24 protein-coding genes and 1 tRNA gene are annotated in these 23,295 nt (G+C 67.2%); 12 read left to right on the forward strand and 13 right to left on the reverse strand.

The genetic code is table 11. The features are described from left to right. Positions 1-55: 55 nt before the first annotated feature. The 4 genes from yidD to GGR40_RS18465 all read right to left on the reverse strand — a co-directional run bounded on the left by yidD (position 56) and on the right by GGR40_RS18465 (position 1,805). Complete coding sequence (gene yidD, locus GGR40_RS18450) at positions 56-301, reverse strand: membrane protein insertion efficiency factor YidD (RefSeq protein WP_429277716.1); 246 nt, start codon at positions 299-301, stop codon at positions 56-58. Positions 302-315: 14 nt separating this feature from the next. Continuing rightward, positions 316-705, reverse strand: a complete 390-nt coding sequence (rnpA, locus tag GGR40_RS18455) for a ribonuclease P protein component (RefSeq protein ID WP_429277717.1) — start codon at positions 703-705, stop codon at positions 316-318. Between the two features lie 145 nt (positions 706-850). Then, positions 851-985, reverse strand: coding sequence for a 50S ribosomal protein L34 (rpmH, locus tag GGR40_RS18460; RefSeq protein ID WP_008831762.1), 135 nt, complete (start codon positions 983-985; stop codon positions 851-853). A 67-nt stretch (positions 986-1,052) separates the two neighbouring features. Next, positions 1,053-1,805, reverse strand: coding sequence for an alpha/beta hydrolase (locus tag GGR40_RS18465; RefSeq protein ID WP_429277718.1), 753 nt, complete (start codon positions 1,803-1,805; stop codon positions 1,053-1,055). 188 nt (positions 1,806-1,993) lie between these two features. On the opposite strand from GGR40_RS18465, the gene GGR40_RS18470 reads away from it, so the two are divergent. Together GGR40_RS18470 and GGR40_RS18475 are read left to right on the forward strand one after the other, a co-directional pair. After that, complete coding sequence (locus GGR40_RS18470) at positions 1,994-3,502, forward strand: YifB family Mg chelatase-like AAA ATPase (protein WP_429277767.1); 1,509 nt, start codon at positions 1,994-1,996, stop codon at positions 3,500-3,502. Between the two features lie 151 nt (positions 3,503-3,653). Continuing rightward, on the forward strand, positions 3,654-4,391 hold the full coding sequence (locus GGR40_RS18475; RefSeq protein ID WP_429277719.1) for a hypothetical protein: 738 nt from the start codon (positions 3,654-3,656) through the stop codon (positions 4,389-4,391). Between the two features lie 22 nt (positions 4,392-4,413). On the opposite strand, the gene GGR40_RS18480 is transcribed toward GGR40_RS18475, so the two are convergent. Continuing rightward, positions 4,414-5,187: an esterase/lipase family protein gene (locus GGR40_RS18480; protein WP_429277720.1), complete on the reverse strand. Its 774-nt coding sequence runs from the start codon at positions 5,185-5,187 to the stop codon at positions 4,414-4,416. Positions 5,188-5,353: 166 nt separating this feature from the next. On the opposite strand from GGR40_RS18480, the gene uvrB reads away from it, so the two are divergent. The 3 genes from uvrB to GGR40_RS18495 all read left to right on the forward strand — a co-directional run bounded on the left by uvrB (position 5,354) and on the right by GGR40_RS18495 (position 8,124). After that, the gene (gene uvrB / locus GGR40_RS18485) at positions 5,354-7,540 is read left to right on the forward strand and encodes an excinuclease ABC subunit UvrB (RefSeq protein ID WP_429277721.1); all 2,187 of its coding nucleotides are present in this window, start codon (positions 5,354-5,356) and stop codon (positions 7,538-7,540) included. Between the two features lie 108 nt (positions 7,541-7,648). Further along, positions 7,649-7,903: a type II toxin-antitoxin system HicA family toxin gene (locus GGR40_RS18490; protein WP_429277722.1), complete on the forward strand. Its 255-nt coding sequence runs from the start codon at positions 7,649-7,651 to the stop codon at positions 7,901-7,903. Further along, positions 7,900-8,124 (forward strand): type II toxin-antitoxin system HicB family antitoxin, encoded by a 225-nt coding sequence (locus GGR40_RS18495; RefSeq protein WP_429277723.1) that lies wholly within the window; start codon positions 7,900-7,902, stop codon positions 8,122-8,124. Before GGR40_RS18490 ends, GGR40_RS18495 begins: the two co-directional genes overlap by 4 nt. 3 nt (positions 8,125-8,127) lie before the next feature. Here GGR40_RS18495 and GGR40_RS18500 read toward each other — a convergent pair whose 3' ends face one another. Together GGR40_RS18500 and GGR40_RS18505 are read right to left on the reverse strand one after the other, a co-directional pair. Continuing rightward, positions 8,128-9,396: an MFS transporter gene (locus tag GGR40_RS18500; RefSeq protein WP_429277724.1), complete on the reverse strand. Its 1,269-nt coding sequence runs from the start codon at positions 9,394-9,396 to the stop codon at positions 8,128-8,130. A 426-nt stretch (positions 9,397-9,822) separates the two neighbouring features. Further along, a tRNA-Ser gene (locus GGR40_RS18505) sits at positions 9,823-9,913 on the reverse strand. A 78-nt stretch (positions 9,914-9,991) separates the two neighbouring features. On the opposite strand from GGR40_RS18505, the gene GGR40_RS18510 reads away from it, so the two are divergent. Both GGR40_RS18510 and GGR40_RS18515 read left to right on the forward strand, forming a co-directional pair. Next, a complete protein-coding gene (locus GGR40_RS18510) occupies positions 9,992-10,939 on the forward strand; it encodes a peptidylprolyl isomerase (protein WP_429277725.1) in 948 nt (315 codons plus the stop codon). Then, a complete protein-coding gene (locus tag GGR40_RS18515) occupies positions 10,936-11,262 on the forward strand; it encodes a DUF1905 domain-containing protein (protein ID WP_429277726.1) in 327 nt (108 codons plus the stop codon). The genes GGR40_RS18510 and GGR40_RS18515 overlap by 4 nt, the downstream gene beginning before the upstream one ends. A 39-nt stretch (positions 11,263-11,301) precedes the next feature. Here GGR40_RS18515 and GGR40_RS18520 read toward each other — a convergent pair whose 3' ends face one another. Next, complete coding sequence (locus tag GGR40_RS18520) at positions 11,302-13,395, reverse strand: RelA/SpoT family protein (protein ID WP_429277727.1); 2,094 nt, start codon at positions 13,393-13,395, stop codon at positions 11,302-11,304. A gap of 290 nt (positions 13,396-13,685) precedes the next feature. Here GGR40_RS18520 and GGR40_RS18525 point away from each other — a divergent pair, with 290 nt between their 5' ends. Together GGR40_RS18525 and GGR40_RS18530 are read left to right on the forward strand one after the other, a co-directional pair. After that, complete coding sequence (locus GGR40_RS18525) at positions 13,686-14,150, forward strand: PilZ domain-containing protein (RefSeq protein ID WP_429277728.1); 465 nt, start codon at positions 13,686-13,688, stop codon at positions 14,148-14,150. Positions 14,151-14,601: 451 nt separating this feature from the next. Further along, entirely contained in the window at positions 14,602-15,474 is an 873-nt protein-coding gene (locus GGR40_RS18530) for a response regulator transcription factor (RefSeq protein WP_429277729.1), read from the forward strand. A gap of 4 nt (positions 15,475-15,478) precedes the next feature. Here the strand turns inward: GGR40_RS18530 and GGR40_RS18535 are convergent, their stop codons facing one another. From GGR40_RS18535 to tsaD, 5 genes are all read right to left on the reverse strand, one after another. Then, positions 15,479-16,129 (reverse strand): hypothetical protein, encoded by a 651-nt coding sequence (locus GGR40_RS18535; protein WP_429277768.1) that lies wholly within the window; start codon positions 16,127-16,129, stop codon positions 15,479-15,481. 141 nt (positions 16,130-16,270) lie between these two features. After that, positions 16,271-16,993 carry an OmpA family protein gene (locus GGR40_RS18540; protein ID WP_429277730.1) on the reverse strand — a complete coding sequence of 241 codons (723 nt, stop codon included), beginning with the start codon at positions 16,991-16,993 and terminating at the stop codon, positions 16,271-16,273. Between the two features lie 31 nt (positions 16,994-17,024). After that, positions 17,025-18,593 carry a lipopolysaccharide biosynthesis protein gene (locus GGR40_RS18545; protein WP_429277731.1) on the reverse strand — a complete coding sequence of 523 codons (1,569 nt, stop codon included), beginning with the start codon at positions 18,591-18,593 and terminating at the stop codon, positions 17,025-17,027. Further along, positions 18,590-19,588, reverse strand: a complete 999-nt coding sequence (locus GGR40_RS18550; RefSeq protein WP_429277732.1) for an NAD(P)H-dependent glycerol-3-phosphate dehydrogenase — start codon at positions 19,586-19,588, stop codon at positions 18,590-18,592. The genes GGR40_RS18545 and GGR40_RS18550 overlap by 4 nt, the downstream gene beginning before the upstream one ends. Continuing rightward, the gene (gene tsaD / locus GGR40_RS18555) at positions 19,585-20,619 is read right to left on the reverse strand and encodes a tRNA (adenosine(37)-N6)-threonylcarbamoyltransferase complex transferase subunit TsaD (RefSeq protein WP_429277733.1); all 1,035 of its coding nucleotides are present in this window, start codon (positions 20,617-20,619) and stop codon (positions 19,585-19,587) included. The genes GGR40_RS18550 and tsaD overlap by 4 nt, the downstream gene beginning before the upstream one ends. 44 nt (positions 20,620-20,663) lie before the next feature. Between tsaD and hemC the strand changes: the two genes are divergently transcribed. From hemC to GGR40_RS18570, 3 genes are all read left to right on the forward strand, one after another. Then, positions 20,664-21,614 (forward strand): hydroxymethylbilane synthase, encoded by a 951-nt coding sequence (gene hemC, locus GGR40_RS18560; RefSeq protein WP_429277734.1) that lies wholly within the window; start codon positions 20,664-20,666, stop codon positions 21,612-21,614. Between the two features lie 11 nt (positions 21,615-21,625). Next, positions 21,626-22,327, forward strand: a complete 702-nt coding sequence (locus GGR40_RS18565) for a uroporphyrinogen-III synthase (protein ID WP_429277735.1) — start codon at positions 21,626-21,628, stop codon at positions 22,325-22,327. Positions 22,328-22,423: 96 nt separating this feature from the next. After that, positions 22,424-23,284 (forward strand): hypothetical protein, encoded by an 861-nt coding sequence (locus GGR40_RS18570; RefSeq protein WP_429277736.1) that lies wholly within the window; start codon positions 22,424-22,426, stop codon positions 23,282-23,284. Positions 23,285-23,295 lie beyond the last annotated feature (11 nt).

The following is a 23,295-nucleotide window of genomic DNA, read 5'->3' on the forward strand; positions in this document are numbered from 1 at the left end:
GTCGGCGGCGGCCATGGGCGGCCACCGGTTTCACTTCGCTAGTCTGGTCTGGCGGTCAGTCCGGCACGGGATCGTGCCCGTGCCCACCCCACGGATTGCAGCGCAATAGACGCCACAGCGCCAGCAATCCACCCTTGATCGCACCATGCCGGCGCACCGCGACGATCGCGTACTGCGAACAGGACGGGGAATAGCGGCAGGTGGGGGGCATGATCGCCGAGGGGCCGATCTGCCAGAGCCGGGCAATGCCGATGATCGCCAGTCCCGGCAAGGAGACGAGGAAGGCGCCAATTCGCTTCATGCGCCCGTTGCGCGTCACTTACGCGGCCCGCGTCGGCGATTCGGCGGGCGGGGCGCATCGCCCTTGCCGTCGCGCGCCCGGCCCAGTGCCGCGACCAGTTCGCTGCGCAGCAGGGCAAAGTCGCGCTCCACCCCGCCTTCGCGGCCGATCAGCACATGGTCGGTATCGGGCAGGCCGTGTTCGGGCAGCAGTTCACGCAGGAGCGCGCGGAACCGGCGCTTCATGCGGTTGCGCACCACGGCATTGCCGATCTTCTTGGTCACCGTGATCCCGGCGCGCCGCCCCAGCCCGTCATTGCGATTGGCCAGCAGCACGAACCCGGCACGCGCGACTCGCAGGCCGCGATTGGCAGCCAGAAAATCCGAGCGTTTGCTCAGGACCGTATAGGCGTCAGCCTGATTCATGGCAGCATCGGCCTGGGGCAATGGCGAATCACGAAACAAATCACGCCAAAGCAAAACGGCGCCAGCCCATGCCCTCGCGCAAGGCGAAAGCGTGGGCTGGCGCCGCTTATGGCAGGAGCGTGTCGCCCCTGCCGATCCCGGCAGATCAGGCCGAGAGCTTGGCGCGGCCGCGGGCGCGGCGGGCACGCAGAACCTTGCGGCCACCGACGGTCGCGGTGCGGGCACGGAAACCGTGGCGACGGGCGCGAACAAGGTTGCTCGGCTGGAAAGTGCGCTTCATGTCAGTCCTCGAAATCTAACAAAAAGGGCCGCCCGAACCGGACGACCATGTAAATCGTTGGCCGCCGTTACTGGAACCACGCGGTTGAGTCAACAAGAGCCGCGAGCTGGGCGAAGCGAAAACGAGGACTCACGTCCACTTTCACGTCGTCCAGTTGCACCCATGTACCCATCTCGCCCGCATCGAACCAGCGTGCCGAGGCGAAAGGCACCGAATTGGTCATCGCATAGAACGCCTGCGCCTGCGCCGCGTCCATGCCCATCAGCCGGTAATAATCGATGTAGCGGCGATTCTCCGGGGCGCTGGCGGCATAGTCCGCAGGCTCCATGCCGGTATCGTCCTGCCAGGAATGGACCGCGAACTCGGATCCGGGGTCGGCATAGCGCCGCACGCCCGCCAGGAACAGCTCCACCCCGCCCGATCGCACCGAGCCGCCCGCCGGGACATGCGTGACGATGCCATGCGCGCGAATCATCCGCCCCACTTCGAGGTTGGCAAGGTCGTCCTCGGTGCCGGGGCAGTCGATCATCTCGATCGTGGCTATGCCGGGATGCTCGCGCAGCATGCGCGCGAACTGGCCGGGGCTGAGCGCGTCCGTAACGTCCACCAGCGCCGCGCGGCCTTCGTCCATCACCCGGAACGGGCCGTAGACCGGCCCCTGCGGGATGGCGGGGGCGTGGACCGGGCCGGGAATGGACATCGTGAAGAGGGTGCGCTCGCCTCCGGTGGGTGCTCCGTCGACGACAGCGGGATCGAAATCCCCGTCCCCGGCTCCATCCACGACCTCGTACCCGATCTCCTGCGCGTACAGGGGGGACACAGCGAACAGGCTGACAAGTGCAAGGCATGCGGAGAGCGAGCGCATCGCCAGCCTATGCCCGCAGCTCCCTTACCCACTGCCTCACAGGTGCGGTTAAAGTGCTGTAAGGGATGATTTTGCAAATGGCGCAGGCGCGATCGGCCGCTACTAGGATGATCCTCTTTTCTGGCTATCGGGGATTTTCCAGGTTGGTCGCCATCGTCTCGACCGTCGCATACCTCGGGCTGGAGGCGCGCGCCGTCGAAGTGCAGTGTCAGGTGGCGCCGGGGATGCCGGGCTTCACGCTCGTCGGCCTGCCCGACAAGGCGGTGCGCGAAAGCACCCAGCGCGTCAGCGCCGCGCTGACCGCGATGGGGCTGGCGCTGCCGCCCAAGCGGATCATCGTCAACCTTTCCCCCGCCGACCTGCCCAAGGAAGGCAGCCACTTCGACCTGCCGGTGGCGCTGGCGCTGCTCACCGCGATGGGCGTGCTCGACGCCGAACAGGTCGGCGATTTTCTGGCGGTGGGCGAACTCGCGCTGGACGGACGGGTGATCCCCTCGCCCGGCGTGCTGCTGGCCGCGATCCACGCCAGCGAGCAGGAAAAGGGCCTGATCTGCCCTGCCTCGCAAGGGTCGGAGGCGCGCTGGGCCAGCGGCGTTCCGGTGATCGCCGCGCCCAACCTCATCAGCCTGCTCAACCACCTGCGCGGCCAGCAGGTTCTGCCCCCGCCGCCGATGGGCGAAGTGGAGCCGCCCGTGCGTGGCCCGGACCTCAAACAGGTCAAGGGGCAGGAAGTGGCCCGCTGTGCGCTGGAAATCGCGGCGGCGGGCGCGCACAACCTGCTGATGGTGGGGCCACCGGGCGCGGGCAAGTCGCTGCTGGCCTCGTGCCTGCCGGGCGTCCTGCCCCCGCTCACCCCGGCAGAGGCGCTTGAGGTATCGATGGTCGCCTCGGTTGCGGGCACGCTGGAGAATGGCCGCATCAGCCGCGCCCGCCCCTATCGTGCGCCGCACCACTCCGCCTCGATCGCGGCGCTGACCGGCGGCGGCATCAAGGTGCGTCCGGGCGAAGTCTCCATGGCGCATCTGGGCGTCCTGTTCCTTGACGAACTGCCCGAGTTCCAGCGTCAGGCGCTCGATTCGCTGCGCCAGCCGCTGGAGAGCGGAGAGGTCACCGTGGCCCGCGCCAACGCCCACCTCACTTACCCCGCGCGAGTCCAGCTGATCGCGGCGATGAACCCGTGCCGCTGCGGCCACATGGCGAACCCGGCGCTGGCCTGCAGCCGCGCGCCGCGCTGCGGGGCGGATTACCAGAGCAAGGTGTCCGGCCCCCTGCTCGACCGTATCGACCTGCATGTGGAAGTGGACCCGGTGCGTGCCGTGGACCTGGCGCTGCCTCCGCCGACCGAAGGCAGCGCCGAAGTCGCCGCCCGCGTCGCGCAGGCCCGGCAGGTACAGTCGGAGCGCCTCAAAGGCACAAAGCTACGCACCAACGCCGAACTGGACGGCGACCTGCTGGAAGCCCACGCCACGCCTGACGAGGCAGGCCGAAAACTGCTGATGCAAGCCGCCGAAGCGATGCGCCTCTCCGCCCGCGGCTACACCCGCATCCTGCGCACCAGCCGCACGATAGCGGACCTCGCGGGATCAGAGCAGGTCACGCGAATCCATGTGGCCGAAGCGCTGAGTTATCGGCGACGGGCGCCGGTGGGGTGAGGGTCAGCGGCGCCATTCATAGATTGCGTTGAACTACGCTAGTGATCTAGACTTGGCAGCAAAACGCTCTTTAACCACCATCAAACCAAGTCCAGCCACTTCCGGGCCTTATCAATAATAACCACCAATACCGTTTTCGCAAAGGGACAATATGCAGCATAACATTGGCGGCATCCTAAACCTGAAAAGCCTGTCGAAAACGCTGTTTATAGTTACTATTTGCGCATCCAGCAATATTCATGCGAAGGATATTCAGTTCTACTTGGCGGAAGCGTTTGGTAACCGCGCTATTCCAACCGAAAATGCCGAGATCAAGCGAGCGCATCAATACACAGATTGCCTGATCGATTATCCAAGAACCATACGAATTATGTCCAGAAAACCAGCGTCGCGCGCCAGTTCAGATGCGATATGGAATCTGGCTTACGCAAGTCCTGAATGTAACAAGGACGCGCCCAAAATTCAGTACGGCCCCAACGCACTTCGAGGAGCCTTGGCCGAGCATCTGTTGCGCAAATTTGTTAGCGACTTGCAAGTTGCGCGTCGTACTAAGCTAAGCATGCTTTATGATGCCCCCAGCGCTGCTGAAATGCAGAAATTGCCGGAACAAGTGCGCGCGTCTGTCACCATGGTCGAATACGGGTCTTGTGTAGCCAACGCAGATTGGGATGGTGTATTTCAGCTTTTCGCGACCGAAGCGGCTAGCTCAGACGAAACTCGCGCCTTTGCGTCGTTGAATACGGCGATGAGCAATTGTTTGGCTCCGAGTAACAATATAAAACTAACAAAGTTTCAATTGAGAGGCTTTCTTGCCGAAGGCGCGCTGCGCAACGCAGTCCGGAAAAACAACACCACCTCCTTGGAAAGAGGACCATCTCCTACTGGCTGACAAAAAACCACACGGGTGCCCCCTACTCCCGCACATCCAGCTGTCGCAGCACTTCGGCCACCACCTTGGGCGAACTTGAAAAGTCCAGATGGCTGCACCGGATCGCTACTGCCCGGTCCCGCTCATGCGGCCAGCCGGCGGCGGCGCGGGGCTGGATGATGCCGTCGCGCGGGCTCCACAGGGCGATCGTGGGCACGGCGGGTTTGGCCGAGAAGTCGCAGTCGATCGGCGGGCTGTCCACCGAATGGCCGGTCACCACCTGATAGGCCTTCCACGCATTGTTGGCGCGCGGGTCGCCGGAAAACGGGGTGCCCATGGTGATGACCTTGGCTACCAGATGCGGTTCGCGCCGGGCGATCTCGCGCGCGAAGAGGCCACCCAGCGACCAGCCGACCAGCGCCACCGGGTGCCAGTTCTCCCGCGCGATCACCGCCACGCGGCGCATCAGGTACGAGAAGTTGCGTTCGTTCGGACCAAGGTTCAGCCCCAGTCCCCACTGGTGAACATGGTGCCCGGCGGCGGAGAGCGCGTCGGCCATCGGCTTCATTCGCTTGGGATGCGCGCCGAAGCCGGGCAGCAGCATCACCGGCATCGGGCTGGCCGCCGGCTTCACCCGCTGGCCCAGCCGGATTCGATGCCCGCCGCGATAGAGCGAGCGCAGTTCCGCCCACATCAGCTCCGCCGGCGGCTTGCGCACGCCTTCGGGATGCTGCTCGCGCGCGAAGGCGGCGCGCCGGGCGATGGCCGCGCGCAGCGATCCTGCGAAGCGCTCCTGTTCCTCGTCCAGCGGTTCCATCGCCTGCGTTTTCTGCCACCTTGACCGGCCCGCGATGAACCATCGCCGCTGGCCGTACCGTTAACCCTGTGAAAGTAGGGGCTCGCATCCGCCCTGCCAACACATAAGCCAACGCACAGGCGCGCGCCCTGTTGCCGATGCGCGGGCCATACCCCATATGTTCCGCATGGCAGAGCTCATCATCCGTCGCGGCCTTGAAGAACCGGACACTTCGGGCAACTTCGTCCCTCACAAGCCACAGCGGCCCGACAAGTCAATGCCGGGCAAGCCGTTCAAGATCGTATCGGACTATGCGCCCGCCGGAGACCAGCCGACCGCCATCGCCGACCTCGTCTCCACCGCCAGCGAGGGCGAGAAGACGCAGGTGCTGCTGGGCGTGACCGGCTCGGGCAAGACCTTTACGATGGCCAAGGTGATCGAGGAATTGCAGCGCCCGGCGCTCATCCTGGCACCGAACAAGATCCTGGCCGCACAGCTCTATGGCGAGTTCAAGGATTTCTTCCCTGACAACGCGGTAGAATATTTCGTCTCGTACTACGATTATTACCAGCCGGAAGCCTACGTCCCCCGGTCCGACACGTACATCGAGAAGGAAAGCTCGGTGAATGAGGCGATCGACCGGATGCGCCACTCGGCCACGCGCGCATTGCTGGAACGGGACGACGTCATCATCGTCGCCTCTGTATCGTGCCTCTACGGCATCGGCTCGGTCGAGACCTATTCGGCGATGATCTTCGACCTGGAAACCGGCAAGGCGCAGGACCAGACAGAGATCATCCGCAAGCTGGTGGCCCTGCAATACAAGCGCAATGACGTGGCCTTTTCGCGCGGCAACTTCCGCGTGCGCGGCGACAACCTGGAATTGTTCCCCAGCCATCTGGAGGACGTTGCCTGGCGCATCAGCTTCTTCGGCGACGAGATCGAGGAAATCGCCGAATTCGACCCCCTCACCGGCAAGAAGGGCGCAGTGCTGCCCAAGGTGCGCGTCTATGCGAATTCGCACTACGTCACGCCCGGGCCGACGATGCGGCAGGCCAGCGAGGCCATCCGCTTCGAACTGACCGAGCGGCTGAAGGAGCTTGAGGCCGAAGGCAAGCTGCTGGAGGCGCAGCGGCTGGAGCAGCGCACCAACTTCGACCTTGAGATGATCGCCGCCACCGGATCGTGCAACGGGATCGAGAACTACAGCCGGTTCCTGACCGGTCGTCTGCCCGGTGAACCGCCGCCGACCTTGTTCGAATACCTGCCCGACAACGCGCTGCTGTTCATCGACGAAAGCCACCAGACCGTCCCGCAGATCGGCGCGATGGCGCGGGGCGACCACCGGCGCAAGATCACGCTGGCCGAGTACGGCTTTCGTCTGCCGTCCTGCATCGACAACCGCCCGCTGCGCTTCAACGAATGGGACGCTATGCGCCCGCAGACTTTCGCGGTATCCGCCACGCCGGGCGGCTGGGAGATGGAGCAGACCGGCGGCGTCTTTGCCGAACAGGTGATCCGCCCCACCGGCCTGATCGACCCGCCAGTGGAGATCCGTCCGGTCGAGGATCAGGTGCAGGACTGCATCGCGCAGTGCAAGGAGACGGCGGCCAAGGGCTACCGCACCCTCGTCACCACCCTGACCAAGCGCATGGCAGAGGATCTCACCGAGTTCATGCACGAACAGGGCGTGCAGGTGCGCTACATGCACTCCGACGTGGAGACGCTGGAACGCATCGAACTGATCCGCGATCTGCGCATGGGCGTTTACGACGTGCTGATCGGCATCAACCTGCTACGCGAAGGTCTGGACATTCCCGAATGCGGGCTGGTCTGCATCCTCGACGCGGACAAGGAAGGCTTCCTGCGCAGCGAGACGTCACTGATCCAGACCATCGGTCGCGCCGCGCGCAACGTCGACGGGCGGGTGATCCTCTATGCCGACCGCATCACCGGCAGCATGGAGCGGGCGATGGCCGAAACCGACCGCCGCCGCGCCCGGCAGGAGGAGTACAACGCGCTCCACGGCATCACCCCGCAGACGATCAAGCGCCGCATCGCCGACATCGTTGCCGACACCGCCAGCCGCGACGGCGTTGTGGTGGACCTTGAGGACGATGCCACCAACAACCTCGTCGGCCACAACCTGCGCGGCTACATCGAAGACCTCGAAAAGCGGATGCGCGCCGCCGCCGCCGACCTCGAGTTCGAAGAAGCCGGCCGCCTGCGCGACGAAATCCGCCGCCTCGAACAAAGCGAACTGGGCCTCCCCGAAGCCGAGCACAAGGCCCCCCGCGTTGGCCGCAGCAACGAAGGCAAGCCGGGCACGCGCAAGATGCGGTACGGCAAGACGCAGAGGAAGTTCGGGAAGTGAGGCCAAATCGCATTTCGCTGAGCGATCACCGAAGTGCCGTCCGTAGCCGGCGATTTCACGCCGAGGTTAAACCCCGTTATCACGTCGCAAACGGGTAACGGGGTTCCGATGATCAAACCTGCCAAACTTTACGCTCAGCTACTCGAATCCCGAAATCGCACCATTCCCTTTCGGGACTTCGAGCGACTGCTCGTGGCTTTCGGCTTTGAACACGTTCGAACCAAAGGCAGCCACCAAATATGGACGCACCCAACTCTTTTGCGTCCATTCCCGGTGCAGCCTAGCGGTAAGGATGCCAAACTCTACCAGGTTCGCGAGTTCCTTGAACTGGTAGAGCAACACGCGCTATACATAGCCCCGTGAACGAACCGCATTACCACATCAACCTGTTCTGGTCGGACGAGGACGCGTGCTGGATCGCGGACGTACCAGATCTTAAGCCTTGCTCCGCGCATGGCGATACGCGCGCGGAAGCGCTGGCCAATATCGACGATGCCATAGAAGGCTGGCTGGAGGTCGCTACCGAACGTGGCCTTGCGATCCCTGCGCCTCGTTACCGTCCCGCGATATACGCCGCCGCCTGACCCCTACTCCGGCCGCGTTTCCGGCAGTTTCAGCAGCACCGGCAGCACGCATAGCGCCACCACCGCGATCATCGCGCCCGGTGCGCTGGCAGAGGCGGTGCGCGTGGTCAGCACTTGCGCCAGCCATGGGGTCAGGCCGCCGAACAGCGCGGTCGCCGTCGTCGCGCCCAGCGCCAATCCGCTGAGGCGGCCTTGCGCAGGCACCTGCTCAGCGGTCGCCACGGCCCCGACCGCGCTGACCCCTCCGGCCAGCATCGCCAGCACGACGGCGCCTGCCAGCGCAGCCATGGGCGAGGCCCCGCCCAGCAGGCGGAACAGCGTCCAGGGCAAGGCGGCGGACAGCACGGCCAGCGCCACCAGCACCGGGCGCCGTCCGAACCGGTCAGAAAGCAGGCCAACGAACGGCGTCACCACGATCACCGCCAGCGCCGCGATGGTTGCAAGCTGCAGCGCCTGCGCCTCGCTCAGGCTGCCCATGGAGGTGAGATAGACCGGCACATAAGTGATGCCGACGTAGTAGGTGATCGACCCCAGCGCCGAAATGGCGAAGCCGCGCAGGATACCCGTGCGGTGGTGGACCAGCGCGTTGCTCAAAGGCCGCTTCGCCAGAGTACCGGCGGCGCGATGCGCCTCGAACTCAGGCGATTCGGCCATCGCGGCGCGGGCCAGCAGGATCGAACCGGCCAGCGCCCCGCCGAACAGGAACGGAATGCGCCACCCCCAGCTCTCCAGCGCCGGGGCGGGCAGCAGGCTGACAGTCAGCGCCGAGACGGCGGCAGCCAGCAACCCGCCGATCTCGCTGGTCGCCGCCGCCAGTGACGTGACGAAACCCCGCCGCCGCCGGGGCGCGCCTTCAAGCAGATAGGCGACGACGCCGGTATACTCGCCGCCCACAGCAAAGCCCATCACGCAGCGCAGGGCCAGCAGCAGCACCCCCGCCACCGGCCCCGCCTGCCCCGCCGTAGGCAGCAGCGCAGTCAGCAGCATCGCCACAGTCATCAGCGCCATGGAGGCCAGCAGGGTCGCCCGCCGCCCGCGCCGGTCGCCGAAATGGCCAAATACCATCGCTCCCACAGGGCGCATCAGGTACGCCATCGCAAAGCCCAGCAGCGCTGTCAGCACCGCGTCCCCGCCCAGGAAGAAAACCCGCGACAACACCGTCGCGAGGTAAAGGTAGAGCGTGAAGTCGTACCATTCGACCACAGTGGACAGGGCCGCAAGGACAAGCGAGCGCCTGTCGAGTGCAGAAGGACCGGGCGATGCGTGGTTCATGCCCGCAGCCTAGACGCGCGCCCCCGGCAGCCTCAAGGCCCTCGTTGCCGGTGCGGCTCAGGCAACGATCACGACCCGCAGCCCGCCGCTGCCGGACGAACCGCTGTGTGCACAAGTGCGTTGCGTCACACGTATCGTTGCGCCTACCGGCACGCCCAGCGAGCGCGGCAATTTGCAGGGGACTGACGCGCTCGCCACCTCGCCAGTCGGCTCTTGATGGCTCGAAACCGGCCCAAGATCGCCGTTGATCGGTAGCAGCAATGCGACGAGTTGATGACACTGCGTCGGAACGATCGGGCGCCCCTCTTGGTTGAGATGGCAAAGAAACCAGTCACAACCTCTACGGCCCGGCGCACCAGTCACCCCACCCTCTCGCCGGGCCGACACTTTGCGATAAGTGCAGGCTGTTTTCGCGATCTGGGCAGTTGGCGGAGCGGGAGGGATTCGAACCCTCGATACGCTTTTGACGTATACTCACTTTCCAGGCGAGCGCCTTCGACCACTCGGCCACCGCTCCGCATGCACTGGTAAGGAGGCGGCCACTAGCGGGTCGCGTGGGGTTTCGCAAGCGGTGTGGTGATGGCATGAAGCCTTCATGCGCAAATTCTTTCCTGCACTTGCCGTGCTTTCGGTTTTCGCCCCGCTTGGACTGTCTGCAACCGGGCTGGCGGCGGAGGACAAGCCGGTCACGCCCAGCGATGTCGTCGGTGCGGCCCCGGCTTCCGACTGGACCCGAATCGCCGCTGCCGATCTTGTGGTCATGGACCTTGCGCCGGGGACCGGGGGCAAGCCGCGGCGGGTGGTGATCCAGTTGATGCCGCCCCCCTTCTCGCAAGGGTGGGTCGGGAACATCCGCAAGCTGGTGGCCGCGCACTGGTTCGACGGGATTGCGGTGGTGCGAGTGCAGGACAACTATGTCGTGCAGTGGGGCGATCCCGATGGCGAGACGCCGGGCAAGGCAAAGGCGCTGCCTGCCGGGCTGCGGCAGCCGGGCGAGGCCGAATACGTCGTGGCGGGGCACACCGTGCCGCAAAGGAAGAACGGCGGCCGCGATGCCTACGCCCTGCACACCGGGTTCGAGGCGGGGTGGCCCGTGGCGGGAGACGGTAACGCGACGTGGCCGGTCCATTGCTATGGCATGGTCGGCGTGGGGCGCAACCTGTCGCCCGATACCGGCACCGGGGCGGAGCTTTACACCGTGATCGGGCAGGCGCCGCGCCAGCTGGACCGCAACATCGCGCTGGTCGGCAGGATCATCGCCGGGATGGAGCACTTGTCCTCCCTGCCGCGCGGGACCGGCCCACTGGGCTTCTATGAGACGGCGGCGGAGCGCACGCCGATCGTGTCGGTGCGGCTGGGCAGCGACGTGTCGGACCTGCCCGCCTACGAATATCTGTCCGACAAGAGCGCCAGCTTCGTTGCCTATCTGGACAAGCGGGCCAACCGCCGGGACGACTTCTACATCCAGCCTGCGGGCGGCGTGGACATCTGCAACGCGCCGGTGCCGATCCGCCCCGTGAAAGCCCCGACGAAGGCGCAATGAGCGGTTACGACGAGCACCTGCGCCACACTGCCAGGCTCTGGCGCTGGACGGGCGGGGCGAACGGAGGAAGCTGGCACTTCGTCACCATCGACGGGGCGGCGGCAGAGGCGCTTTCGGGCACGGCGCTCATGCGCAAGCTGGAAGGCACATCCCGCGGCTTCGGGTCGCTGAAGGTCGAGGCACGGATCGGCGGAAGCACTTTCGCCACTTCCGTCTTCCCCAGCAAGGCGGATGGCGGCTGGCTGTTGCCGGTCAAGGCCGCCGTGCGCAAAGCCGAAGGCATCGGCGAAGGCGACGAGGTGGAGATTTCCCTGCGATTCTGACGGCATGCGGGCGGCGTTTCGGCCCGCCCGGTCTGCCCGCTAAAGCCGCTGCGCCTCGGCCACGGCCTCGCTGGCGCGCAGGGCGCCGACGATGCGGGTGAGGTGCGCCAGGTCGGAGACTTCCAGATCCACCTCGTAAGTGCCGAAAAGGTCGTCGCGCTGGGTCATCTGCAGGTTGGTGACGTTGGCGCGGGCAGCGGCGAGGATTTGCGTCACGTCGGCCAACGTGCCGGGGCGGTTGTAGAGCACCAGCCGCAGGCGGCCCACAGCGCCGGTGGTCCGTTCGCCCCATGACAGGTCCAGCCAGTCCGCATCGACGCCACTGGCCAGCGTCATGCAGTCTATCGCGTGGACTTCCACCTTATGGTCGGGACGGCGCAGTCCGACGATGCGGTCTCCGGGGACGGGGTGACAGCATTCCGCCAGCTCGAAGCCGACGCCCGCCGTCAGGCCGCGGATGGAGATGGCGCGTTCGGTGCGGGTCCATTCCGGATCGTCCGGCAGTTCCGCCGTGCTGCCGGGCACGAGCGCTTCCATGACCTGCCGGTCGGACAGGCGGCCCGATCCGATGGCGAACATCAGGTCTTCCTCGTCGCGCAGGTCCAGCCGCTCCACCGCGTGGGCGAGCGCCTTCTTGCCGACCTTCTGAGGCAGGCGACCGACTATCTCGTCGTAGAGCTTGCCGCCGATCTCGGCTACTTCGGCGCGCTCCTTGGCCCGCACGGCGCGGCGGATGGAAGCGCGCGCCTTGGCGGTGACGACGAAGCCCAGCCACGGCAGCTGCGGTTCCGACGTGCTGCTCTTGATGATCTCCACCACGTCACCATTGGCCAGCCGCGTGCGCAGCGGCACATGGCGACCGTTGATCTTCACGCCTACCGTGGCGTTGCCCAGGTTGGTGTGGACGGCGTAGGCAAAGTCCACCGCCGTCGATCCCTTGGGCAGCTGGAACAGCGCGCCCTTGGGCGTGAAGGCGAAGATGCGATCCTGGTAGACCGCCATTTTGGTGTTTTCGAGCAGTTCCTCGGCGTCGTGACTGGCGTCGACGATCTCGATCAGGTCGCGCAGCCAGCCCACCTGCCCGTCGGGCCGGACGCCGCCCTGCTTGTAGGCCCAGTGCGCGGCCAGCCCGAATTCGTTCAGGCGGTGCATGTCCTGCGTGCGGATCTGCACCTCGATCCGCATGGAACGCTGGAAGATCAGCGAGGTGTGCAGCGACTGGTAGCCGTTGGACTTGGGGGTGGAGATGTAGTCCTTGAAGCGGCCCGGAATCATCTGCCATTCCTGATGCAGCTTGCCCAGCGCGCGGTAGCAGTCGTCCACGTTGTCGGTCAGGACGCGGAAGGCCATGATGTCGGTGATCTGTTCGAAGTTGACGTGGCGCTCGGCCATCTTGCGCCAGATCGAGTAGGGGTGCTTCTCACGCCCCGAAACCTCGACGTTGAGGCCCGCTTCGGCCAGCACCTGCTTGATCGCCAGCGCCAGTTCGTCGACCTGCCCGCCCTCTTCGCTGCGGATCTGCGCCAGACGGCCGGTGATCGTTGCGTAAGCTTCGGGTTCCAGCTGCTCGAACGCCAGCAGCTGCATCTCGCGCATGTATTCGTACATGCCCACGCGCTCTGCCAGCGGAGCATAGATCTCCATGGTTTCGCGGGCGATGCGGCGGCGCTTCTCCTCCTTGCCGATGTAGTGGAGGGTGCGCATGTTGTGCAGCCGGTCAGCCAGCTTCACCAGCAGGACGCGCAAGTCCTCGCTCATGGCCAGAAGGAACTTGCGCAGGTTTTCCGCCGCGCGTTCGCTTTCGGTCATCACCTCGATCTTGGAGAGCTTGGTCACGCCGTCGACCAGCCGCGCGACATCGGGGCCGAACAGCTTGTCGATCTCCTCGATCGTCGCCAGCGTGTCTTCCACCGTATCATGGAGCAGCGCGGTGATGATGGTCTGCTGATCCAGCTTCAGCTCGGTCATCAGGCCGGCGACTTCGACCGGATGGCTGAAATACGGGTCGCCGCTGGCCCGTTTCTGGCTGCCGTGCTTCTGCACGGTGTAGACATAGGCGCGGTTCAGCAGGGCCTCGTCGGCCTCGGGTGCGTATTCCTTGACGCGTTCTACAAGTTCGTACTGGCGGAGCATGTGTCCGTCTCATGTCAGGTTTTATTGCGCCGCGACAAGAGGCACGGCACCGATATGCAAATTTTGCAACAGGTAGTGCCGCGTCGCCACAGCCTCCATACCGCCGATCTGCAGCGTCCGGCGATTCAATCGTTTTCACAAGGCATGCTACGTAAGGGAATGGTTAATCATTCGGGAACCGCGTTTCGGCACACTGCCTTGCGAACCGGGTGGCGTCTACTTAACCCCCCATCGCAGCGCCTCCGGTTCAACCTTATGCGACGGGGCACGAATTCGAGGTAGCCGAACACATGGCCGACATCGACGATTTCGCCACGAGTGAACGCCCGGAATGGCTGAGGGCGCTGGCACGGCGCGCTGCTGCGTCATCCGAGGCTGCACCGGGCGGAGAACGTCCGCATCGCGCGCCGCGCGTCCGTACCCTGATCCGCGCCGTAATCGGCACCGAAGGCCGCGCCGCAGAGGACGTCATCGTCCGCAACGTGTCGCCGGGGGGCATGTGCATCGCCTCGCGCACGCTGCAGCCCAGCACCGGAGAGATGCTGCGCGTCTCGCTGCCCGGACAGGCGGACCTTCAGGCGCAGGTGCGATGGGTGGGCAAGGGCGAGTTCGGCGTGCTGCTGACCGGCAGCGGAGGGCTGGACGTCGATCGCATCCAAGCGACCAACCGCCAGCGCAATGCCGGGTTCGCCGCCGCACTGGAGAAGCTGCTGGGCGTTCGTCCGCAGGGCCCGCGCGCTCCGGCCGGCGCCTAGCCAACCCTTTTCCCTGCAAGAAGAATACCCGGAGCCTGCGGGCAGGCCCCGGGCAAGGTATAAAGGATCGCAAACGTAGGCCGATCCTTCGGGTCGCCCCAAAGCAATGCCCGAATATCCGAGTCGATACATACCACGATCTTGGTACGGTCGCCTTTTCCCTGCCGCTTTACATGGGCTTGCACAAAGTTGACGCGCGGTTCACACAGATTCCCGGTCGCAGTCGGGGGGCAGGACCATACGAATCGAAGAACTGGGGGCTCTGTTCGCACGGGCTCCATTCGAACAGGCGGGATGGGACACTGCGCTGAAGGGTCTGGCCAGCGCGACCGGATCGTCGCGCGCCCAGCTGCTGGCCATCGGGGAACGGCACACCCTGTTCAACTGGGTCACCGATCTCGACGACGGGTACCTTGAGGATTTCCTTGCCATCGAAGGGCACCGGGCGGACGTGAACTACCGCGTGGCTGCCGCACGCGGGGCCGAAGTCGCGTGGGAACAGCATTACGACGCAGTGCGCGCCGTCTCCACCAATGACGCCTACATGGACCATGTCCGCCGCTGGGACGCCGAACATGGCGCGCAGCTTGTGCTGGCCGACGAACCGCAGGGCTTCTTCGGACTGGCTGCGCTTCATTCCGCCAGCGACGGGCGCACCACCGAGCAGGACCGGCAGATGCTGGCCGACGCGGCGCCGCACGTCATGGCGGCGATCCGGCTGCAGCGGGCGCTGGAGCATCAGGGCGCGGAACTGCTGCGCGGATCGCTGGATGCGCTGCGCACCGCCGCGGTCCTGCTGGACGCCACCGGCCGCGTCTGCGCGGTAACAGCTGCGGCAGAGCGTCTGCTTGCGCCCGATACGCTGCAGGTCCGCGCCGGCAGCCTGCGCGCCGCGCGCCCGGACCTGGACCGTGCGCTGCACATGCGGATCGGCCTTGCTCTTGCCAGCCACCGGGCATCGCCGTTCGAGATGTGGCTGCAGGCAGCGCAGGGGCCGTTGCTGGTAGAAGTCTGCGCCCTGCCCCGGCAAGCCTGGAACTTCGGTTTCGCGCCCAGCGTGATCGTGACGCTGAAGGCCCCGCTGGGGTTCACTGGCGAGCAGGGCGCGCGCCTGTCCGCCGCGCTGGAACTGACCCGCGCCGAAGGTGAGATCGTGGCCCTGCTGGCGCAAGGCCATTCCCGGCAGGACATCGCCCGGATGCGCGGCGTCAGCGCGCAGACCGTCACCAGCCAGCTGCGCACGATCTTCCAGAAGGCGGGGGTCAACCGCGAAGCCGAACTGGTATCGATTGCCCGCGCTGTGGTGGAGATGGCGGGACGGTAAGCCGTTACAGCTTGCCGAACTTCGCCTCGTAAGCGCCGGTTTCGCCGCTGGAGAGCAGCCGGGCCTGTTCCACCCAGTTGTCGCGGCGGGGGCGACCGGCAAAAGCGCCCAGCTTGCCGTCCAGTTCGTCCAGATCGGCGTCGGTCCAAGCCGCGATCTGCGCGTATGTGGTGACGCCCAGCGCGTGGAGCAGCGTCAGCATCTTGGGGCCGAGCCCCTTGATCCGGCGCAGATCGTCGGCGGCGACTTCGCCGTCCGCCGTGTCGACCACCGGCGGCGCGGCGGGGGCAGGCGTGGGGTCCGGTTCTGCCGCGATCGTCTGCGGCGGCTCTTGCTCCGTTGCGGGGGCGCGAGCGGGAGCGGGGGGCGCCACATAGCGCGCCTCGTCCGCTTCTTCCTGAGCGGCAACGGCGATCACTTCGCCGATACCCGCCATGCCGCCGGCCATCGCGGGCGGATCGAGGTGATAGCGCGAGGCCGGTGGCGCTTCGTCCAGCAGGGCCTGGTTGCGCTGTGCCGGTGCCGCGCCTTCGTCCAGCACGTCAGGGCGATGTTCGCGCCGCGCCGGCTTCGAGCCGTGCACGAAGACCCAGTAGGCCACCGCAATGCCCACCAGCAGCGCGGCGATGAAGACCAGCCAGTTCGCCTGAACCATTTCCAGCACGTCAGTTCACCTTCCTGCGATTCCAAATCAGGGCGCCGATGCCAAAGCCGATCCCGTAGGACGTCAGCACGGCGACAGCCATTTCCAGCCATAGCGGCAAGGCAGCGTCCTTTCCTAGTGTTAAGCGCGCGGTCAGCCCGGCCCCGGCGTGTCGATCGGGGTGGGCTTGACCGGCGCGGTATAGAGCACCGAAAATTCGATGCGGCGATTGGCGGGGTCCATCGGGTCCAGCCCCTGCACCGGCCGCGCCGATCCCAGCCCCGCCGCGCGCAGGTTAGTGCCAGGAATGCCCCGCGCGATCAGCGACGAGCGCACCGCTTCCGCCCGCGCCTGCGACAGCGCGACGTTGACCTTCTGGTTGCCCGAGGCGTCGGTATGGCCGGTGACCGCGATCACGCTGCCCACGCACGGGCGCAGCGCGCGCGCGACTTCGCCCAGCAGCCGCTCGCTCGACGGTTCCAGCCGCGTGCTGGCTTCTCCGAAACGGATGGTGCGGGTTTCGAGGATCCGTTCCACATCGTCCTGGCAATGGGCCGACACGCTGCGCCCATCGGCATCGCGCGCCCAGCTAACGCCGGAGATGCCGGGGATCGCCGCGATGCGCGCCGCCACCGTCTTGCGCACTTCTGCCGACAGGTGCTTGCCGCCTGATAGCGTGGGATGCCGGGTCAGCCAGCCGTAACGGTCGCGAAAGGTGATGCTCACCCCCCGGCCCCCGGCAGCGTCGCGCGCGGCGACCGCACGGTCCTTCAGGTCGCCGATGAACAGCAGCCCCTGCGCCCGCGTCACCGCAAAGGACATGACGAGGGACAGCGCGGCTCCGGCGACGATCATCGATGCGCGGCGGGGATTCATGAAAACAGCCTAGAAGTTCACGCCGCGGATGTCAGCCCGGCAGTTGCCCGGTGGTATGAGGAGCGACAGCGGCGGCATCGACCTTCTTCGCCTTCTGGAACAGACGGCGGTCCTCGGGACCGAAGGCCTTCTTCCAGATGACGAGGAAATAGGCCCCAAGGATGGCAGGAATGCCTACCGCCAACGCCGCCCATTCCGGCAGGAAACGCACCGCCAGGAAGCCGAGGACCACGGCGGGCGCAGCGGCCCAGATCAGTGCCCAGCGCCAGTTGTTGATCGGCTCGCCGAGGATGCGCGAAAGCATCATCGACTTGACGATGGATGACAGGCCCAGCGCCAGCATCAGCGCGCAGGCGGCGGCGGCGGCCTGCCACAGCGGGTTGAAGCCCAGCCGCTGCATCATCAGGATGCCGCCCAGCGTCAGCACCGCCTGCAGCGCAATGGTGCCGATGGAGACCCACAGGTTGCGCAGCCGCGCCACGTAGATCAGCGCGGCTTCGCTCACCACGGCGGTTGCGGCGACGACTTCGGCGGCCAGCAGGAACGCCAGCGCGCCGGTGCCGCCCACGAACTCGCGCCCGACAAGGCCCATCACGCCGTTGCCGGGAATGCCCAGCGCCAGCGCGATGCCCGCCTGCGACGCGGTGATCCAGAACCCCACCTGACAGACCTGCCGGGCGATGGCGGCATAGTCCTTTTCCTTCAGGTTGCGCGTGATGACCGGGCCCAGCACCGGCTCGAAGCTGGTCTTGAGCTTCTGTGGAAGGCTGGCGACCTGCTGGGCGGCGTAATAGACGCCGACCGCCGATGCCGGGGCCAGGAAGCCGAGCAGGAAGATGTCGACGCGGCGGGTGCCCCATTCGATCGCGTCGGCGATGGCGATGGGCGCGGACCGCAGCGCCAGCTTGCGCATCGCGCCGAGCCGGGGCTTCCACCCGCTTGGCAGGCCGTATTCGCGAAAGAAGGGGATAAAGGCGGTGATCGCGGCGGCGTAGATGGAGGCGATATAGGCCAGCGACAGCCCGCTTTCGGGCGCCAGCCAGATCATCGCGCCCGCCATGATAGAGATCGTCCACGGCTCCACGATGGCGCGCGACCACACGGTAGGCGCCACGCGCAGGCGATAGGCCAGCGCGGCCAGCCAGATCTCGGTCATCGTGAAGGGCGGCAGCGCGATCACCATCAGGCGATCGATCCAGGTATAGTGCCCGCCGGGGAACAGCACGCCGGGCACGAACCAGAACAGCAGCGCCGCCGCGCAGCTGGCGGTCAGCGCGATGATCGATCCGTCCGCGATAACGTTGGCGGGCCGGACCTGCCCCTCCGTATCCGACAGGCGCTGCGCCAAGCCGCGCTTCTCGCCCATCGTGCACAGCATCGAGGTCAGTTCGATCAGCACCAGCGCCGAGGCGAACCGCCCCAGCGCGGCCGGACCATAGGCTGCGGCACGACCGGCGATGAACAGGAACGGGATGCGCGCCGCCAGCCGCAGGAAGAAGCCGAACAGGTTGGTGCGCCCGCCCTTGGCCAGCGCGGCGATGTCGTCGCGCTCCTTGTCGCCCTGTGGCGCGTGGGCGGGATCGCCGTAGGACGTGCTCAAAGAGCGTGCTCCTGCTCGTCACGAAGCGGGCGCGACAACAGATCGCTGACCACGGCAGCGGCAGGCGCCTCCCCGGCCAGCAGGCGGTGCACCGCCTCGACGATCGGCATCTGGATGCCGTCCCTGCGGGCAAGGTCCGCCAGCACCGGTGCCGTCGCCGCGCCCTCGGCCACGCTGTTCTTGCCCGAAAGCGCCTCGGCAGCGGTCAGCCCCTGCCCCAGCGCCAGACCCAGCGAGAAATTGCGGCTGGAGGTGGACGAACAGGTCAGCACCAGATCGCCCAGCCCGCACAGGCCCGACAGCGTTTCCGCACGGGCGCCGCGCGCCAGCCCGAAGCGCAGCATTTCGGCATAGCCGCGCGCGATCAGCGCGGCGCGGGCGTTCTGGCCCAGGTTCAGCCCCTCCACCACGCCGCAGGCGATGGCGAGGACGTTCTTCACCGCGCCGCCGATCTCGGCACCGACGACGTCGTCAGAATAATAAGGCCGCAGCGCCGGGCGGGCCAGCAGCGGGGCCAGCCGGTCCCACTGCGCGCGTCCGCCCCCGCAGGCCAGCGTCACGGCGGTGGGCAGCCCGGCAGCCACTTCGTGCGCGAAGGTCGGGCCGGACAGCACCGCCAGCCGGTCCGCCGTGCAGGCGCTCAGCGCCACGTCGGCCATCAGCCTGCCGGTGCCCGCCTCGATCCCCTTGGCGCAGAGCACCAGATCGCGCTCTCCCATAGGCAGCCCCGCAATCACGGAGGCGAGGAACTGGGCCGGGACCACCACCAGCAGCACCGGCAGCGAGGCGAGTTCGGCAAGATCGCTGGTGGCGCGCACCCCCGCCGCCAGCGCGGCGCTGGGCAGGTAGGTGCCGTTGCGGCGTTCGCTGTTTATCTGTGAGACAAGGTCCGCCTCCCGCGCCCAGAGCAGCACGTCCGATCCATCGCTTGCCAGCGCCTGCGCCAGCGCGGTGCCCCACGCCCCCGCGCCGACGACGCCCACTTTCGCGCTCATGCCTTCACTCCCGCACCGCGCACCGTTTCGGCCTCGGGGTCGAGCGGCCAGCGGGGCCGCGCCACGACGTCGAGCGGGTCGGACTGGCCCAGCGCCAGCCGCTCCACCCCGGCCCACGCGATCATCGCCGCGTTGTCAGTGCACAGCTGAAGCGGCGGCGCGATGAACGGCAGCCCGTGGTCGGCGGCCAGCTTTTCCAGCGCGCCCCGGATCGCCTTGTTAGCAGCCACGCCGCCGGCGACGACCAGCGCCTCTATCGCGCCGACTTTGGCCAGCGCCCGGCGGCTGCGGTCGATCAGGCAGTCTATCGCGGCCTGCTGGAACGATGCAGCGATGTCGGCATCGGTATAATCGCCCGACTGCTTGGCGCGCAGCACCGCGCTTTTCAGCCCGGCAAACGAGAAATGCGGTTCGTCCGACCCCTTGAGCGGGCGCGGCAGCGGGACTTTCTTCGGGTCGCCTTGCAAGGCCAGCCGCTCCAGTGCGGGACCGCCCGGATAGCCGAGACCCAGCACCTTGGCGGACTTGTCGAACGCCTCACCCAGCGCGTCGTCGATGGTGGTGGCAAGGCGGCGGAAAGCGCCCACCCCTTCCACCAGCAGGATCTGGCAATGCCCGCCCGACACCAGCAGCAGCAGGTAGGGATACGCCAGATTCCCGTCCGCAAGGCGCGGCGACAGGGCGTGCCCTTCGAGATGGTTGATCGCGATCAGAGGCTTGTCGGTGGCCATCGCCAGCGCCTTGGCCGTGACGAGGCCAACCATGACGCCGCCGATCAGGCCCGGCCCGGCGGTGGCGGCAATGGCGTCCACCTGGTCCAGCGTCATCCCGGCATCGGCCAGCGTCGCCTCTATCAGGGGGGCCAGCCGCTCGGCATGGGCGCGCGCGGCGATTTCGGGCACGACGCCGCCATACGGGCGATGCGCCTCGTCCTGCGAGGCGATCCGCTGCGCGAGGATCACCCTGCCATCGGTGACCAGCGCCGCCGCCGTCTCGTCGCACGAGGATTCTATGCCGAGAACTATGCTCATCCGGCCTTCCCCTGAACGACAATGACCGGTAGCACAAGCCGCCGATGACCTACGATGAACAACGCGAACCCTTCCGCCCGGAGCGTTACAAATTGGGCACACGCCGCTCTCCGCTGGCGATGGCGCAGGCCCACGAGGCGCGGGACCGGCTGGCGCAGGCCCATGGCATCGATCCGGCGCATATAGAGATCGTTCCCGTCACCGCCAGCGGCGATCGCATCCAGGACCGCGCGCTGGCCGAGATCGGCGGCAAGGCCTTGTGGACGAAGGAACTCGACGCCTGGCTGGCGGAAGGCGCGATCGACTTCGCGGTGCATTCCGCCAAGGACGTCGAGACGATCCGGCCCGATACCATCACGATCGGCGCGATCCTGCCGCGCGAAGACGTGCGCGACGTGCTGATTGGCGCGCAGAGCATCGCCGCCCTGCCGCAGGGCGCGGTGGTTGGCACCAGCGCCCCGCGCCGCGCCGCGCAGCTGCTCCACGCCCGCCCCGACTGCAAAGTGGTGACGTTCCGGGGCAATGTCGCCACGCGGCTGGCCAAGCTGGCCGCGGGCGAGGCGGACGCCACCTTCCTTGCGCTGGCCGGACTGGTGCGGCTGGGCGAGACCGGCACCGGCCACCCGCTCGACGCCGAGGAGTGGCTACCCGCCCCGGCGCAGGCCGCGATCATGATCGAGTGCCGCACCGAGGACGCGCGCACCCGCGCCTTCCTGTCCGCCGTGGACCATGGCCCCAGCCGCGCGCAGGTCATGGCGGAACGGGCATTGCTGGCGGGACTTGGCGGCAACTGCCACAGCCCCATCGCGGTGCTGACCCGCGAAGACGGCGCCGACCTGTTCATGCGCGCGGCGCTCTACAGCCCCGACGGTGCCGAACACGTCACCGGAGAGGCCCGCTTCGCCGCCGACGATCCGGGCGGCCCCGCCCGCCTTGCCGCTGACCTCCTCGCCCGCGCGGTACCGGCCATCGCGGTTCATTTCGCCGGCGTGTGACTTCCGGCGCCATGATCCTGATCCTGCGCCCCGAACCCGGCGCTTCCGCCACACTGGCCGCCGCGCATGACTGCGAGCTGAAGGCGCGGGCCATTCCCCTCTTCACGGTGCGCCCGCTGGTCTGGGCGCCGCCTGCTGCGGACACGATCGACGCGCTTCTGCTCGGCAGCGCCAACACCCTGCGCCATGGCGGCCCGGCGCTTGCCGCCTACCGTAGCCTACCCGCCTATTGCGTGGGTGAAACCACCGCCGAGGCAGCACGACGGGCCGGGCTGGAGGTCGCCGCCACCGGCCACGGCGGCTTGCAGAACCTGCTGGGAGTGCTGCGCCCCGATCACCGCCGCCTGCTGCGCCTTGCCGGGCGGGAACGTGTGGATCTGGACATTCCAGCCGGTGTCACGATCACCCTGCGCGAAGTCTACGCTAGCGAAGCCCTGCCGATGCCGACGGGACTGGCAGACGCGCTGGGGGGTTGGGGGGCCGATGGCCCTGTGGCCCTGCTACATTCGGGAGAGGCCGCCGCCCGGTTCGCCGCGCTGGTCGATGAAGCGGGGCTTGACCGCGCCTGCATCCGGCTTGCCGCCATCGGGCCGCGCGTGGCCGCGCGTGCCGGAACCGGCTGGGCGGACCTGCGCAGCGCCAGCCGTCCGGACGACGCCGCATTGCTGGCCTTGGCGCAGGAGATGTGCCAAGACGTTCGCCCCGGACACTGATCCGCGACATACTGCGATTATAGGGACTTGATGCAGGACATTCCGCCGCCTTCGCCCGCACCCGTATATCATGCTCCGCAAGGACGTTCGGCAGGGTTGACCCTGTTCGTGGCACTGATCGCCTTCGTCGTCGGCGCCGGGCTGGTCGGCTGGCTGGCGACGCGCGGCTATCTGCAGACCCTGCTCGAGGCCGAGGGCGCGCAGCCCGAAACGGTCGCCACGGCGCCCGCTCCCGTGGTTACCCCCGCTCCGCCCGCACAGCTGTCTCAATTTGCCACGGTCGAAGGGCGGCTGGCGATGATCGAGGATCGCATGTCCCGCATCGACCTGCAGACCAACGCCGCCGCCGGCAATGCCGGGCGCGCCGAAGGTCTGCTGATCGCCTTTGCCGCGCGCCGCATGGTCGATCGCGGCGAACCGCTGGGCCATGTCGCCGACCAGCTGCGCCTGCGCTTCATGAACGCCCAGCCGCGCGCGGTGCAGACGGTGGTGGACTTCGCCGCCAACCCGGTCACTATCGACGGGCTGAGCGCCCGGCTGGAAGCCCTCTCGCCAGACCTGACGACGAACACCGCGAACCAGAGCCTGTGGGAACGCACCCGCCGGGAAATCCGCTCGCTCTTCGTGGTGCGCCGCGATTCGGCAGCACTTGCCAATCCCACCGCCCGGATCGAGCGCGCGCGGCTGATGCTGACGGCGCGGCGCATGGATTCGGCCATCGGCGAAGTGCAGCGCCTGCCGGGCGCCGCCGCCGCCGATACCTGGATCGCCGACGCCCGCCGCTACGAAGCGGTGCAGAAGGCGCTGGACCTGCTGGAAACGACCGCGATGCTGGAGCCGAACAAGCTGCAGGATTCGACCGGGCAGGCGGTGGACCAGCCCAGCCCGCTGGCCCCCGCCGCACCGACGCCGGAACCGGAAAGCGAACCCGCGCCGGAAGCGACCGAGGGCGCCTGAAGCGCCTGTCC

This window comes from Novosphingobium gossypii (genome assembly GCF_050433305.1).
GTDB lineage: Bacteria > Pseudomonadota > Alphaproteobacteria > Sphingomonadales > Sphingomonadaceae > Novosphingobium > Novosphingobium gossypii.

Coding starts and splice junctions, on each gene's coding strand:
- yidD (WP_429277716.1), bottom strand. CDS start 301: ATGAAGCGAATTGGCGCCTTCCTCGTCTCCTTGCCGGGACTGGCGATC.
- rnpA (WP_429277717.1), bottom strand. CDS start 705: ATGAATCAGGCTGACGCCTATACGGTCCTGAGCAAACGCTCGGATTTT.
- rpmH (WP_008831762.1), bottom strand. CDS start 985: ATGAAGCGCACTTTCCAGCCGAGCAACCTTGTTCGCGCCCGTCGCCAC.
- GGR40_RS18475 (WP_429277719.1), top strand. CDS start 3,654: ATGCAGCATAACATTGGCGGCATCCTAAACCTGAAAAGCCTGTCGAAA.
- GGR40_RS18480 (WP_429277720.1), bottom strand. CDS start 5,187: ATGGAACCGCTGGACGAGGAACAGGAGCGCTTCGCAGGATCGCTGCGC.
- uvrB (WP_429277721.1), top strand. CDS start 5,354: ATGGCAGAGCTCATCATCCGTCGCGGCCTTGAAGAACCGGACACTTCG.
- GGR40_RS18490 (WP_429277722.1), top strand. CDS start 7,649: ATGATCAAACCTGCCAAACTTTACGCTCAGCTACTCGAATCCCGAAAT.
- GGR40_RS18500 (WP_429277724.1), bottom strand. CDS start 9,396: ATGAACCACGCATCGCCCGGTCCTTCTGCACTCGACAGGCGCTCGCTT.
- GGR40_RS18510 (WP_429277725.1), top strand. CDS start 9,992: ATGCGCAAATTCTTTCCTGCACTTGCCGTGCTTTCGGTTTTCGCCCCG.
- GGR40_RS18515 (WP_429277726.1), top strand. CDS start 10,936: ATGAGCGGTTACGACGAGCACCTGCGCCACACTGCCAGGCTCTGGCGC.
- GGR40_RS18520 (WP_429277727.1), bottom strand. CDS start 13,395: ATGCTCCGCCAGTACGAACTTGTAGAACGCGTCAAGGAATACGCACCC.
- GGR40_RS18525 (WP_429277728.1), top strand. CDS start 13,686: ATGGCCGACATCGACGATTTCGCCACGAGTGAACGCCCGGAATGGCTG.
- GGR40_RS18535 (WP_429277768.1), bottom strand. CDS start 16,129: ATGGTTCAGGCGAACTGGCTGGTCTTCATCGCCGCGCTGCTGGTGGGC.
- GGR40_RS18540 (WP_429277730.1), bottom strand. CDS start 16,993: ATGAATCCCCGCCGCGCATCGATGATCGTCGCCGGAGCCGCGCTGTCC.
- GGR40_RS18550 (WP_429277732.1), bottom strand. CDS start 19,588: ATGAGCGCGAAAGTGGGCGTCGTCGGCGCGGGGGCGTGGGGCACCGCG.
- tsaD (WP_429277733.1), bottom strand. CDS start 20,619: ATGAGCATAGTTCTCGGCATAGAATCCTCGTGCGACGAGACGGCGGCG.
- hemC (WP_429277734.1), top strand. CDS start 20,664: ATGACCTACGATGAACAACGCGAACCCTTCCGCCCGGAGCGTTACAAA.
- GGR40_RS18565 (WP_429277735.1), top strand. CDS start 21,626: ATGATCCTGATCCTGCGCCCCGAACCCGGCGCTTCCGCCACACTGGCC.